General features: G+C 68.4%; 12 protein-coding genes. 10 read left to right on the top strand and 2 right to left on the bottom strand.

The window, feature by feature from the left end; all coding sequences use genetic code 11:
- The first annotated feature begins 80 nt into the window (after nucleotides 1-80).
- The 4 genes from CY652_RS21660 to CY652_RS21645 are packed head-to-tail and all read left to right on the top strand — an operon-like array spanning nucleotide 81 to nucleotide 6206.
- A complete protein-coding gene (locus tag CY652_RS21660; protein WP_258002404.1) occupies nucleotides 81-2000 on the top strand; it encodes an SPFH domain-containing protein in 1920 nt (639 codons plus the stop codon).
- A 59-nt stretch (nucleotides 2001-2059) separates the two neighbouring features.
- The gene (hflC, locus tag CY652_RS21655) at nucleotides 2060-3172 is read left to right on the top strand and encodes a protease modulator HflC (protein WP_102132775.1); all 1113 of its coding nucleotides are present in this window, start codon (nucleotides 2060-2062) and stop codon (nucleotides 3170-3172) included.
- A complete protein-coding gene (gene hflK / locus CY652_RS21650; RefSeq protein ID WP_102132774.1) occupies nucleotides 3169-4203 on the top strand; it encodes a protease modulator HflK in 1035 nt (344 codons plus the stop codon). Before hflC ends, hflK begins: the two co-directional genes overlap by 4 nt.
- Nucleotides 4200-6206: a heavy metal translocating P-type ATPase gene (locus tag CY652_RS21645; RefSeq protein ID WP_219723799.1), complete on the top strand. Its 2007-nt coding sequence runs from the start codon at nucleotides 4200-4202 to the stop codon at nucleotides 6204-6206. The genes hflK and CY652_RS21645 overlap by 4 nt, the downstream gene beginning before the upstream one ends.
- Nucleotides 6207-6213: 7 nt before the next feature.
- On the opposite strand, the gene CY652_RS21640 is transcribed toward CY652_RS21645, so the two are convergent.
- Nucleotides 6214-6993: an SDR family NAD(P)-dependent oxidoreductase gene (locus tag CY652_RS21640; RefSeq protein WP_102132773.1), complete on the bottom strand. Its 780-nt coding sequence runs from the start codon at nucleotides 6991-6993 to the stop codon at nucleotides 6214-6216.
- A 163-nt stretch (nucleotides 6994-7156) separates the two neighbouring features.
- On the opposite strand from CY652_RS21640, the gene CY652_RS21635 reads away from it, so the two are divergent.
- The 4 genes from CY652_RS21635 (at nucleotide 7157) to CY652_RS21620 (ending at nucleotide 10324) form a co-directional block, all read left to right on the top strand.
- A complete protein-coding gene (locus CY652_RS21635; RefSeq protein ID WP_102132772.1) occupies nucleotides 7157-8044 on the top strand; it encodes an AraC family transcriptional regulator in 888 nt (295 codons plus the stop codon).
- Between the two features lie 227 nt (nucleotides 8045-8271).
- Complete coding sequence (locus CY652_RS21630) at nucleotides 8272-8865, top strand: cytochrome b/b6 domain-containing protein (protein WP_102132771.1); 594 nt, start codon at nucleotides 8272-8274, stop codon at nucleotides 8863-8865.
- Nucleotides 8866-8868: 3 nt separating this feature from the next.
- Nucleotides 8869-9660 carry a molybdopterin-dependent oxidoreductase gene (locus tag CY652_RS21625; protein ID WP_102132770.1) on the top strand — a complete coding sequence of 264 codons (792 nt, stop codon included), beginning with the start codon at nucleotides 8869-8871 and terminating at the stop codon, nucleotides 9658-9660.
- Between the two features lie 49 nt (nucleotides 9661-9709).
- Nucleotides 9710-10324 carry a hypothetical protein gene (locus tag CY652_RS21620; RefSeq protein WP_102132769.1) on the top strand — a complete coding sequence of 205 codons (615 nt, stop codon included), beginning with the start codon at nucleotides 9710-9712 and terminating at the stop codon, nucleotides 10322-10324.
- A 149-nt stretch (nucleotides 10325-10473) separates the two neighbouring features.
- On the opposite strand, the gene CY652_RS21615 is transcribed toward CY652_RS21620, so the two are convergent.
- Nucleotides 10474-11871 (bottom strand): MFS transporter, encoded by a 1398-nt coding sequence (locus CY652_RS21615; protein WP_102132768.1) that lies wholly within the window; start codon nucleotides 11869-11871, stop codon nucleotides 10474-10476.
- Nucleotides 11872-12004: 133 nt separating this feature from the next.
- On the opposite strand from CY652_RS21615, the gene CY652_RS21610 reads away from it, so the two are divergent.
- Entirely contained in the window at nucleotides 12005-12925 is a 921-nt protein-coding gene (locus CY652_RS21610) for a LysR family transcriptional regulator (RefSeq protein WP_102132767.1), read from the top strand.
- Between the two features lie 136 nt (nucleotides 12926-13061).
- Nucleotides 13062-13508: a GNAT family N-acetyltransferase gene (locus tag CY652_RS21605; RefSeq protein WP_258002403.1), complete on the top strand. Its 447-nt coding sequence runs from the start codon at nucleotides 13062-13064 to the stop codon at nucleotides 13506-13508.
- Nucleotides 13509-13587 lie beyond the last annotated feature (79 nt).

The raw sequence follows: 13587 nt of genomic DNA, 5'->3' as shown, positions 1-13587 counted from the left end.
CGGGCATGCCGTTTCATGCCCGACCGATGATGCGTGCTGGTTAGCCTGGTTTTTCGTCACTCCGACGTAAAGGATGCTCGATGCCGGACGGTGAGGTGCGCGACGACGACATGCAGGCGCGCGGCGAGCTCGACGACCGCGCGGGCGGCGACCGGTCCGTCTGGCTGGCGGCCGGTTGCACCGTTGCGTTCGGCGCGCTCGCGTTCGTGCCGAATGCCGGTGTCGATACGCGCTGGTGCGCGGCGTTGTCGGGCGCCTGCCTGAACGTCTTCATCGCCCTCGTCGGCGCCCGGCTGCTGGCCGCCGGGCCGGCCCGTCCCCCGGTTTCCGCGCCGTTCGGCAAGACGCTGCTGCGTCTCGTCATGCAGGCGTTCCTGCGTCGCGGCGAGCCCGTCGATGCGACGGCGTTGCTGCGCACGCTTCCGTGGCAGCCGTGGGTCGTGCCGCTTTGCGCCGTCGTCGGCGTGTTGCTCGCCGCCGCGGCGTGGCGGCCGGCCGTTCCGCTCGCGCCGCTCACGGTTGCGTCGACTTTAACTTCGACTCCGGTTTCGTCCGGCGTATCGGCGCCGGTCGTCGTCGGGGGCGTTGCCGCGCTGATCTTCGCGTTTCTCGTGCTGGTCGCCGAGCGTTTTCATGCGCGTCGCGCGTCGTCGACGCTCGCGGGCCTGCTGCGCGTCGTGCTCGTGTGCGCGCTGGGCGTCGCGGCCTCGGCGGCCTGGTTCGCGCGGACGCACGGCACGCCCGACTGGCCCGTGCGCCTCGTCGCCGTCTTCGTCGGCGCGATCGCCGTCGAACTGGCCGTGCGCGAGGCGCTCGCGCGGCACGTGCTGTCGGCCGGCGAGGGCGTCTTTCCGTACAGCACGCTGGCAGGCCTGCTGCGCCTGCATCCGTCGCCGTTCGCGATGCTCGGCGCCGAGCTGCGCGTGCGCTACGGCATCGACCTGCGGCAGAACTGGGCGCTGCACAGCCTCGTGCGCCTGCTGCCGGGCGTCGTCGTCGTCGTGGGTCTGGCCGGCTGGCTGCTCGGCGGCGTGGCGCTGCTCGGGCCCGGCGAGCGCGCCGTCTACGAGCGGTTCGGCGCGCCCGTCGCGGTCTGGCAGCCGGGCCCGCACGTCGGGCTGCCCTGGCCGTTCGGCCGGGTCCGCGTGATCGACAACGGCGCGATCCATCAATTGATCGTCTCCGGCAGCGCCGACGACCGCAGCGTCGCCGCGCCGTCCGTCGCCGCCGATGCCGATACGCCCGGGCAACTGAACCGGCTCTGGGACGCCCCGCATCCGTGGGACACGACGCAGGTGGTCGCGAGCGCGAGCGGCGACCAGCAGGACTTCCAGATCGTCAGCGCCGATATCCGGCTCGACTACCGGATCGGCCTGTCCGACGCGGCGGCGCGTGGCGCGCTTTACCGGCTCGTCGACGTGGACGACACCGTGCGCTCGATCGCCAATCGCGAAGTCGTGCGCTACCTCGCCTCGCGCACGCTGCCGTCGCTGCTCGACACGAACCAGACTGCGATGGCCGACACGCTGCGCGTCGCGGTGCAGCGGCAGCTCGACCGGCTCGGCGGCGGCATCGAGGTCGTGGCGGTCGTGATCGAGAGCGTGCATCCGCCGGCGGGCGCGGCGGCGGCCTATCACGGCGTGCAGGCGGCGCAGATTCGCGCCGACGCCAGCGTCGTCGAGGCGCGCGGCCTCGCGGCGGCCGCGCTCGGCGAGGCGCAGCAGCACGCCGTGACGGCCGTCGACGACGGCAGCGCGCAGGCCGCGGAGACGATTGCCGACGCGCGCGCGCAGCAGATCACCTTCGACGCCGACGTGGCCGCTTCGCGGCTCGGCGGCCCGGCCTTCGTTTTCGAGTACTACCTGCACAGCCTGCAGAAGGGGCTGCAGAACGGCAGCATGACCGTGATCGACGATCGCCTCGCGCAGGGCAATCGCGCGACCATCGATTTGCGGCCTTACCCGGCCGCGACGGCGCCCGGCTTCAAACCGGCCTGGTGAGGCGGCGGGCCGTCGGTTCGCGCAGGGCGGCAGGAATCGGCATCTTGCAAGGAGACTTCATGGCGGGTCTTTTTCACGGACACGGCGGCGCGGACCATCGCCACGGACACGGCCACCGTCACGGCGGCGCCCACGGTCCGGGCGATCCTCACGGCGGGGGCTCGGGCGAGTCCGGGCCGGCCAATCGGCGCGCCTTCGCCTGGCGCGCGGCGCTCGCGCTCCTGTGCGTGGTCGTCGCGCTCGTCGTCGCGAGCTTCGTGGAGGTGCGCGCGGGCGAGGCGGCCGTCGTCACGCGCTTCGGCAAACCCGTGCGCGTGCTGCTCGACCCGGGGCTGGCGTGGCGGCTGCCCGCGCCGGTGGAATCGGCCATTCCGGTCGACCTGCGGCTGCACACGACGTCGAGCGGATTGCAGGACGTCGGCACGCGCGACGGCCTGCGCATCATCGTGCAGGCCTACGTCGCCTGGCGCGTGCCGGCGGACGCGGCCGACATCGGCCGCTTCGTGCAGGCCGTGGGCAACGCGCCGGACGAGGCGGCGCGGCAGATTCGCTCGCTCGTCGGCTCGGCGCTGCAGACGACCTCGGCCGGCTTCGATCTCGCTTCGCTCGTCAATACCGATCCGGCCCGGGTCCGGATTCCGGCCTTCGAGGACGCGCTGCGCCGGCAGATCGACGCGGCCGTGTATGCCGCCTACGGCGTGCACGTCGTGCAGGTCGGGCTCGAGCGGCTCACGCTGCCGGCCGTCACGCTGGCGGCGACCGTCGGGCGCATGCGCGCCGAGCGCGAGACCGTCGCGGCAGAGCGCACGGCCGAGGGTTTGCGCGACGCGGCGCAGATTCGCTCGGACGCCGAGCGCGACGCGCGCATCACGATTGCCGATGCGAACGTGCAGGCGGCCCAGATCGAGGCGCAATCGCGCAAGGACGCGGCGGCGATCTACGGCAGCAGCTATGCCGCCGATCCGCAGCTCTACACGATGCTGCGCTCGCTCGACACGCTCGGTTCGGTCGTCAACGCGAACACGAACCTGATCCTGCGTACCGACGCGGCGCCGTTCCGCTCGCTCGTGGAGGGGCCGCCGGGCCTCGATGCGACTTCGACGAGTTCGACGCTCTCCCCAGCGCCATCGTCGACGGCATCCGGCACGCGGCAACGCGGACGCGCGCCATGAGCACCCGCGAGCATGCGCCGTCGCTAGGCCCCGGCGCCGAGGCGGTCCGCCTGGCGTTCTGGTTCGTCGCGGCGCTGGCCGTGCTGGCGGCGCTTGCCTGGGCCGGGTCGAACATCCGCCGCATTCCGGCGGACAGCCGCGCCGTGGTCATGCGCTTCGGCGCCCTCGTGCGCACCCAGGGCGCGGGATTGCTGCTCGCGTGGCCGCGCCCGTTCGAGACCGTGCTGATCGTGCCGGGCAGCGAACGCGTACTCGAACGCCGGGTCGTCTCGCTCGAGCGCGATCCGCGCGCGCCGGACCGGCTCGAATCCGCTTCGGACGCGCTCGCCGGCTCGGGCTACGTGCTCACCGGCGACAACGGCGTCGTGCAGCTCAGCGCCACGCTCTACTACCGCGTCGTCGATCCCTATGCCTACGTGCTCCAGCGCGACAACCTCGACGCCGCGGTCGAGCGCATCGTCTCCGCCTCGGTCGTCGAGACGGCGGCGCGGCGCGACCTCGACGCGATCCTCGTCGCCCGGCCCGAGATCGCGGCCGCCGGGCAGCAGATGGCCGCGCAGCGCGAGCAGTTGCGCGGCGACCTCGCGCGCACGATCCAGCAGCATCTCGACGCGCTCGCGGCCGGGCATGCGGGGCTCGGCATCGAGGTCGCGCGCGTGGACTTGCAGGCGTCGTTTCCGGCCTCCGCGGTCGGCGCGTTCAATGCCGTGCTGACTTCGCTGCAGAACGCGGGCCGCGACATCGCCGACGCCCGCACCGTCGCCGAGACGACGCGCCAGAGCGCGCAGCAGGCCGCCGACCGCATCGTGCAGGACGCGCGCGCGAGCGCCGCCGAGCGCGTGGCGACCGCGCAGGCCGAGACGACGACCATCACTCAGCTCGAGGCGGCGCTCGCGACGAACCGCGATCCGGGGCTGCTCGCGCGCGCCTACCGCGACCGCATCGAGCCGATTCTCTCGCATGCCGCGCACGTGACCACGATCGATCCGCGCGACGCGTCGAGCCTCGTGTTGCCGGGGCGGGTGCCATGAACGCGCGGCCCGAACCGGCGCAGCGCGGCGCCGCCGGCCGTCCTGCGGCCGGTCCGCGAAAAACCGGCGCAGCGGCTTCGCGCGCGGGGGCCGACGCGTTGCACGGCGCGGCCGCCGTCGCGATGTCGGCCGACGAGCGCCGCGCGATCACGCGGCAGACTGCGCTGGCGCTTTTCGCGCTCGGCCTGCTCGGACTCTCGTTCGTCTGGCCGTGGCTCGTTTCGCGCAGCGCGCCGGGCGTCGCCACGCTCGCGCAGTTGCTCGCGGGGGCCGCGTCGCTCGTCGTCGCCCCGCCGGTGTTCGCGGGCGCCTGGCAGAGTCTGAAGACGCCGAGCCTGCACGGCGTCACCGACCGGCTGATCGCGCTCGCCATGCTGGCCGCGTGGGCCGTGGGCGACATGATGACGGCCGCGCTGCTGCCCGTCGTCATGACGTTCGGCCACGCGCTCGAAGAGCGCAGCGTGCTCGGCTCCGCCGAGGCGATTCGCGCGCTCGGCCGGCTGACCTCGGGCGACGTGCGCCGCGTGCGGGCCGACGGCGGCATCGACGAGGTGCCGTACGACGCGATTGGCGCCGGCGATCTCGTCGAGGTGCCGCCGGGCGCGCGCATTCCCGGCGACGGCGTCGTGCGGGACGGCATGTCGAACGTCGACAACGGCCCGATCACGGGCGAATCGGTGCCGCAGGAGGCGAGCGACGGCGCGCGCGTATTCGGCGGCGCGATCAACCTCGACGGGCCGCTGCGCATCGAGATCACGCACGCCGGCGAGGACTCGACGCTCGGCCGGATCATCGGGCTCATGCAGGCGGCCGAGGCCGCCAAGCCGCCGATCACGCAGGCGCTCGAGCGTTACATGGACGCTTACCTCGCGCTCGTGCTGCTGATCGCGGCGATCGTCTGGTTCACGTCGGCGAACGCTTCGGCGATGCTGGCCGTGATCGTCGCGGCATGTCCGTGCGCGCTCGTGCTCGCGGCGCCTTCGACGGCGATCGCCGGCATCGCCGCCGGCGCGCGACGCGGCATCCTGTTTCGCAACGCCGCGTTTCTCGACAAGATCGCCGGGATCGATTCGCTCGTGATCGACAAGACGGGCACGCTCACGCACGGCGAACTGCGCGTGAACCGCGTAGCGTTGCAGCCGGGCGTGGACGAGGCGAGGGCGCTCGCGCTGGCCGCGCGGCTCGGCGCGGGCAGCGCCCATCCCGTCAGCCGGGCGCTCGCGCGCTACGGCGCGGACCGTGCCGGCGCGTTGCCAGAGGACGTGCGGGAAATTCGCGAGCTGCGCGGGCTCGGCATGCTCGCGCAGACGCCGGAAGGCGTGGCCGTGCTCGGCCGGCAGGATCTGCTCGCGCAGTACGTGGACGGATTGACGCCGCCGCCCGACGGTTTCGACGGGCCGTGCGTCGGTCTCGCCTCGAGCGGGCGGCTGCTGGCCTGGTTCGGCTTCGCGGACACGCTGCGCGCGGAGGCCCGCGACATGCTCGCCGCGCTTCGCGACCTCGGCATCGCGCGCCAGGCGCTCCTGACCGGCGATCGCGACGCGGTGGCCCGCAAGCTGGCCGCCGAGGTCGGCCTCGGCACCGTGGTTTCGCAGGCGCTGCCGCACGACAAGCTCGACTACGTGCTCGGCGAAATCGCGGCGGGCCATCACCCGCTCGTCGTCGGCGACGGCCTGAACGACGTGCTCGCGATCAAGGCGGGCTCGACGAGCGTTGCGATGGGCGAGCGCGGCATCGACATCGCGGTTGCCTCGGCCGACGTCGTGCTGCTGGCCGACGATCTGCGCCGTATTCCGGACTGCATCCGGCTCGGGCGGCGCTGCCGGCGCATCGCGACCGCCAATGCCGCGATCGGGCTCGGCTGGACGGTCGTCGTCATCGCGCTGGCCGCGCTCGGCCTCGTCGGCGCGGTCTGGAGCGCGATTCTCCACAACGTCGGCACGCTGGTCGTGATCGCTAACGCCGGGAGGCTGTTGCGGCGCGCCCAGGACGACGACGGTTGAGGCCGGACTAGAGCGCGAGGCCGCCCGAAACCTCGATGCGCTGCCCGTTGACCCAGCGGTGGTCTTCGGAGAGCAGCGACGCGATCATCGGGCCGACGTCGTCGGGCAGGCCCGCGCGGCCGAGCGCCGTCCATTCCGCCACGCGCCGGTTGACCTCGGGATTGTCGCGGACCATGCCGCCGCTGAAATCCGTTTCGATCGCGCCGGGCGCGACGGTGTTGACGGCGATGCGGCGCGGGCCGAGCTCCTTGGCGAGATAGCGCGTCAGGACCTCGACCGCGCCTTTCATGCACGCATAGGACGCGCTGCCAGGCAGGGAGAGGCGGGTCAGCCCCGACGAAATGTTCACGATGCGGCCGCCGTCATTGATGAGCGGCAGGAGCTTCTGGGTCAGGAAGAATACGCCCTTGAAATGGACGTTGTAGAGGCCGTCCAGTTCGGCTTCGCTCGTCTGTTCGATCGGCGTGTGATTCGAAATGCCGGCGTTGTTGACGAGATAGTCGAACCGGTCGGCGCCCCACGCGGCGAGCGATGCCCGGACCTGCCCGACGAACGCGTCGAACGTGTCCGTTTTGCCGGTGTCGAGCGGCAGCGCGACGGCCCGCTGTCCCGCCTGCTCCACGAGGCCGACCACCTTGTCGGCTTCGGCGCGATTGGCATGGTAGGTGAACAGCGAACTGACGCCGCGCCGCGCGAGGTTGAGCACCGTGTTGCGCCCGAGGCCGCGACTTCCCCCGGTGACGATTGCGATCTTCGTGGCCGATTCGGCCGGATTTGCTGCGGTCATTGCACACTCCATGTCGGGCTGGGTCGGAGGTGCAAGCTTATGGCCGCGGCCGCCGCCGATGAATGCCCGAACCGCCTCACTTCTTGCCTGATCCTGCACGGGGCCGCGTTTTCGGACGCGCGCGGCGGTAACATGCGCGAATGCTGGCACGGAGGAGGTTCAAATGTCGTCGACGGCCCTCGTCGAAGTCGTCAAGCGCCATACCGACGGGCGGGAAAGCCCGGTCGCGACCGCCATCGAGGGGGTGATGCTCCTGCACGCGGACCACGAGAAGCATCCTTCCCATCTGATCATGAAGCCGGCGCTCTGCGTCGTCGCGCAGGGCGCCAAGTGGACCATTTTCGGCAACCGGCGATACGACTACCGGGCGGGGCAGGCCCTTGTGGTCAGCGTCGAGATGCCGGCATTCAGCCGGGTCGAGCAGGCCAGTCCGGCCGAGCCTTATCTCGCCGTCGTCGTCGAGTTCGATCCCGCCGTCATGCACGACGTCGTGGCGTGCCTCGACGCGCCGCCGCAGCCGCGCGATCCGCTGGCGCACGGCGTTTTCGTCACCGATTTCGACGGCTCGCTCGCCGACTGCGTGCTGCGCATGGTGCGCCTGCTCGATACGCCGCGGGCCATTCCCGTGCTCGCGCCGATGATCATGCGGGAAATCTGCTATTGGCTGCTGACGGGCCCGCACGGCGGCGAGGTGGCCAGGGTCGTGCTGGCGAACAGCCACACGCAGCGGGTCGTCACGGCAATCCACGCGCTGCGGGACCAATTCGCCGAAACCTTGCGCGTCGAGACGCTGGCGGCCATCGCGCAGATGAGCCCGTCGGCGTTCCACCGGCAGTTCAAGGCGCTGACCTCCATGACGCCGCTGCAATACCAGAAGCAGTTGCGCCTGCTCGAGGCGCGGCATTTGATGGCGACGGGCGAGGCCAATGCCGAGGCGGCCGCCTGGCAGGTGGGCTACGAAAGCCCGTCGCAGTTCAGCCGCGAATATGCGCGCATGTTCGGCGCGCCGCCGCGGCGCGATATCGCCATGTTGAAGACGGCGGCGGGGTAGTGCCGCCGGAAAAATATTTTCCGGCCAGTGGAATAACCGCTCGCTGGCATCGTTCGCTCCGATAACGCCGCCGACCCGGCCGGCTTCGCGCTGGCCGCCCGACCGTCGTTTATTTGTCGACGGCCGGCCTCGTCCTGCGCGGCCGGAGGCCGGGCGCGAATCGCCGCGCCCGGCCTCCCCGCTTTTGTCGGCGCAACGAATAACTTCCTCAACCCTGCGAGATCGCCGTGGGCCATCGAACGATTCAACCCGTCTGGGTTCGCGTCACGCACTGGATCAATGCGCTCGCCGTCGTGTTGATGGTGACGAGCGGCTGGCAGATCTACGACGCCTCGCCGATCTTCCCGGCCCTGCAGTTTCCGCCGGCCGTCACGCTGGGCAACTGGCTCGGCGGCGCCCTGCAGTGGCATTTCGCGGTCATGTGGATGCTGGTCGCGAATTTTCTCGTCTATCTTGCGCTGAATCTCGTTTCGGGGCGCTTGCGCCGGACACTGCTGCCCGTTAGCCCGCGATCGCTTGCCGCCGATCTGCTCGCCGCGCTGCGCGGCAGGCTCGGACACCGCGATCTCGCGCACTACAACGCGGTGCAGAAATTCGCCTATCTCGTCGTCATTGCCGATACCGTGCTCGTCATCCTCTCGGGGCTGGCGGTCTGGAAGTCGGTGCAATTCCCGCTGCTGCGCGTCCTGATGGGCGGATACGACAACGCGCGCGTCGTGCATTTCGTCGCCATGAGCGTGCTGGTTGCGTTTTTTGCCGTGCACGTCGTCATGGTGACGCTCGTGCCGCGCTCGCTGCTCCTGATGATTCGCGGACGGTAAAACATGACGCTTCGCAGGAAGTCCGATAGAGCCAACGCATTTCTCGCGTCTCATGGCGAATCCATCCTGAAGGATGCGCGTAACGCGCTGAAAAACCCGGCGCGACGGCTGCTCGGCAAGCGCATTCTCACGCTCGGCGGCCTCGCGATGCTCTCGGGTTGCGATCTGTCCAACGATCAGTCGGTGAACACCCTGCTGCGCAGGATGTCGTTCTTCAACGACGACGTGCAGGCGCTGCTGTTCGATCCGAACCGGATGGCCCCGACGTATCCGGAGTCGATGCTCACGCGGCCGTTTCCGTTCAACGCGTTCTACGACATCGACGACGTGCCCGAAGTCGATCCGGCGACCTACCGGCTCCAGGTGGGCGGCCTTGCGAAAGGCAAGCTCGTCTGGACGCTCGACGAATTGCGCGCGCTGCCGCAGGAGAGCCAGATTACGCGCCACATCTGCATCGAGGGATGGAGCGCCATCGGCCACTGGGGCGGCGTGCGCTTTTCCGACTTCCTGCGGCGCGTGGGGGCGGACGTCACGGCGAAGTACGTCTCGCTGCACTGCGCGGACAATTACTGGACCAGCATCGACATGCCGAGCGCGCTGCACGCGCAGACCCTGCTCACGCTGACCTACGACGGCGACGTGCTGCCGCCGAAATACGGTTTCCCGATGAAGCTGCGCATGCCGATCAAGCTCGGCTACAAGAATCCCAAGCATATCGTCGCGATCAGCGTGACGAACGAATATCCCGGCGGCTATTGGGAGAACCAGGGCTACAACTGGTTCGGCGGTTCCTGACGTGCAGACGTTCGCGTTTTTCAGTCCATCCACCTTTCAAGGAGCATTCATGTCCATTCGCCTCAAATTCGGCGTTGCGCTCGCCGCGCTGGCCCTTTCCGGCGTTGCGCTGGCCCAGACGCCTTCCGGCAAACCGGAGCGCATTCGCGGCGACATCGTCTCGCTCGACGGCGACGTTCTGAAGGTGCATCGCCGCAGCGGCGATACGGTTTCGATCGAACTCAAGCCGACCATCGCCGTTTCGTCGGTCAAGGCCATGCAACTCGCGGACATCAAGCCCGGCTCGTTCGTCGGCACGGCCGCCATAACCGGCACGGACGGCAAGCTGACGGCTACCGAAGTGGTCGTCTTTCCGGAATCCGCGCGCGGCACGGGCGAAGGACATTACGCATGGGATTTCGGGCCGAACAGCACGATGACGAACGCCAACGTCGACACGGTCGTGCAGGGCACCGACGGCCGGAATCTGAAGCTGTCGTACAAAGGCGGCAGCAACGAGGTGACGGTGCCGCCGAACGTGCCGATCGTGACTTTCGTCCCGGCCGCGCGCACGGACCTGAGCCCGGGCAAGCAGGTGTTCGTCGTGGCGACGCCCGCATCGCAAGGGGCGCTGGTCGCGCAGCGCGTGGTGGTCGAAAAGAACGGGGTGGCGCCGCCGATGTGAGCGCGGCGTTGTCTGCGGGGCCGCCGTGGGTTCGTCTTGCGGCGGTGGTTCTGACGGCTACCGGACCGTTTTGCAGAACGCGGGGTGGAACTCGTAATGCGCCTATCGTCGGCCCGTCGATTGGCGGTCGTGGAGACGCGATTCGCCCATCACCGTCCACTAGCCACCGAATCCGGGCTTGCCACCGGACCTGCCGGCTTGAGCCCCGCGATGGCGATCACGACGCCTGCCGCCATCAGCGCACCGGCGATCAATACGCCGACATGGAGGCCTTCGACCATCTGGCCTTTCGTTCCCGAAACGAGCGCACCGAACACGCCGACCCCAAGTGCGCCGCCGATCTGGCGTGCCGTGTTCAGCACGCCTGATGCGATGCCGGTGGAACCCGGATCGACGTGGGCGAGGAGCGCCGTATTGATCGACGGTACGGCCAGCGCGACGCCGATGCCGATGGCTAACAGCGGGATCGTAATCGCCAGGTAACTGCTGTCTATCCCGATCAGACTTATCGAAAGCAAACTGGCCGTTGCCAGCGCTTGCCCGAGCACCATCGGAAAGCGGTGACCGAATCGGGTCGTGAGCGTGCCCGAGGCGAGATTGGCCACCGTGACGACGGCCGTCATCGGCAGGAAAGCTAGGCCGGTCTCGAGCGGCGAATATTTCCACACGCCCTGGAAGAAAAGACTCATGGCAAACATCAGGCCGTAATAGCCGAAGTTGAGCGCCAGTCCCGCCAGCGAACTCACGACGACCGCGGGTATTTGCAGCAGCGACAGCGGCAGCATCGGTTGCCGCTGCCGTTTTTCCGCCAGCACGAACAGCAGGCCGAAGACAGCGAAACCGGCGAGGCCCATCGTCACGGCCGGATTTTCCCAACCCCACTGGCCGCTTTCGACGACGGCGAAGGTGAGCGCGACGAGCGAGGCGGCCGCCAATATTTGTCCCATCAGGTCGATGCGGCGCGCCGCGTTGCGCACGGTGTCGGGCACGTAGGCGAGCGTCAGCCAGATGCCGGCGACACCGAACGGCACGTTGATCAGAAAGATGCTGCGCCAGCCGAAACTGCCGATCAGCAAGCCGCCTGCCAACGGCCCGGCTCCCAGCGCCAGCGAGGCCGTCCCGGCCCAGATGCTGATGGCTTTCGCGCGCGTCTTCGGATCGGGGAAGGCGGCGCTGAGCAGCGAGAGCGACGAGGGCACGCACAGGGCGGCGCCGATGCCCTGCGCCGCCCGGGCGGCGATAAGCGCTGTCGCCTCGGGGGCGAGGCCGCATGCGATGGACGCCAGGGTGAACACGGCGAAGCCGCCGACGAAGATGCGCCGGGCGCCCAGCCGATCGCCCAGCGCTCCCGCGCTGAGCAACAGGCTCGCGAACGCGAGCGTGTAGGCATTGAGTACCCACTCCAGTTGGGCGGAATCGCTGGCGAGGCTTTTCTGAATGCGTTCGAGCGCGACGTTCACGACGGTGACGTCGAGACAGATGATTGCAAAGCCAAGGCTGGTCGCGAGAAGCGCAAGGCGGGGTGATCGGGTCGAGTGTGCGTGCATGAATGAGTGAGTCACCCGGGCCGGGCGCGAGACAAACGGAGCCGCCTGACGGCTGGCGATGGAGCACTTTAATTCCCCAATAAAATTTTATAAAGGGCCGAAAATTTGGCATAGAACCCACTAAAATTTGGCAATGGACCTTCTCAAGGCAATGACTGTGTTCGTGCGCGTAGTCGAGACGGGCAGCCTGACGGCTGCTGCGGACGCCTGCAACCTGTCGCCGACCATGGTCGGCAATCATCTCCAGGCGCTGGAGGCGCGGCTCGGCACGCGGCTCATCCATCGCACCACGCGCAGGCAGCAGATCAGTGCGTTTGGGCAGGCCTACTACGACCGGTGTATCGAGATCCTGGGGCTTGTCGACGATGCCGAGCGTTCCGCGCTCGATCATCTCGGGACGCCGCGTGGGCTTTTGCGCATTACGGCCCCGGTGATTTTCAGCAACGAATGCCTCGTTCCTTCGCTCGAGGACTACTGCGCACGCTATCCCGAGGTCCAGTTGGATATCGTGGCCACCGACGCGCTGTCGGAACTGATGGAGAACGGATTCGAAGCGGCCATCCGCATCGGCAAGCCGGGAGACGCCGACCTCGTCGCGCGACCGTTGCAGCCTTATCGTCTCGTACTGTGCGCGTCGTCCGCGTATCTCGGCGCGAACGGCGCGCCGGAAACGCCGGAAGACCTCCGTTCTCACCAATGCCTGACCTATGCCTATCCGCCGCGCTCCGAGCTGCGCACGGTGGAGCCCGAGTGGGTGTTATCCGGGCCCGACGGACAGGTGAGCGTTCCTGTCGGCGGACGCCTGAGGATCGACAATTCGGACGCGCTGCGCAGGGCCGTTCTGGCCGGCATGGGGATCGCGATGCTGCCGTCCATTCTGGTCGATGCCGATATCAAGGCGGGGCATCTCGTCGAGGTTCTGCCCGATCACGCGCCGCCAGTCCGGCCGGTCAGCCTGCTCTATTTGCGCGATCGCCAGATGTCGCCGAAGCTTCGAAGCTTTATCGAATTCGTCGTGGAGCGCTTTGGGATCGATTCGGATCGGCAGGGTTGAATTCGCAGCCGATTTCAGTCATTCGACACGTGTATTCTGATCGTCGATTATTCGGTATCGGTGAATTTCAGAAAGCAACCCGATCGCTTTCAATAGCATGACTGTCTCTTGCGAACCAGCGATCGAGGGCAATCCGGTGAACCTGACATTCGCAACCACGACGCATGACGATGCCGAAACGCTGGTGCAGATGCGCATCGATGCCATGCGGGAAAGTCTCGAGCGTATCGGCCGCTTCGATCCCCGGCGGGCAAGGGATCGTTTTCTGTCGTCGTTCGATCGCGCGTTCTGCAGGTTCGTCGTCGCGGACGGCGTGCCGGTCGGTTTTGTACTGGTCAAGCCGGTCCACGATCATCTGGCGCTCGAACACCTGTATATCGTCCCGGCTCATCAGGGGAGGGGAATCGGTGCTGCGGTGCTCATGTCGATCTTTGCCGACGCCGATTCGCAATCGATTCCGGTCAGAGTGGGCGCGTTGCGCGATAGCGATTCGAACCGCTTTTATCAGCGGCATGGTTTCGTGAAAATTGACGAGGCAGAATGGGATATCTACTACGTCAGGGAGCCGCGGCGAACGCAATAGCACTGCTTCCAACAGCAGTGCCGATAGACAGGCGGCTCGACGATAGGCGACGCGTTCGAATTCATGCGCCCGACATCCC

It is taken from the genome of Burkholderia sp. WAC0059, assembly GCF_002870125.1.
In the GTDB taxonomy this organism is placed as follows: Bacteria; Pseudomonadota; Gammaproteobacteria; order Burkholderiales; family Burkholderiaceae; genus Paraburkholderia.
Note: the sequence above shows the minus strand (reverse complement) of the source record. Positions and strands in the feature narration are given on the sequence as shown.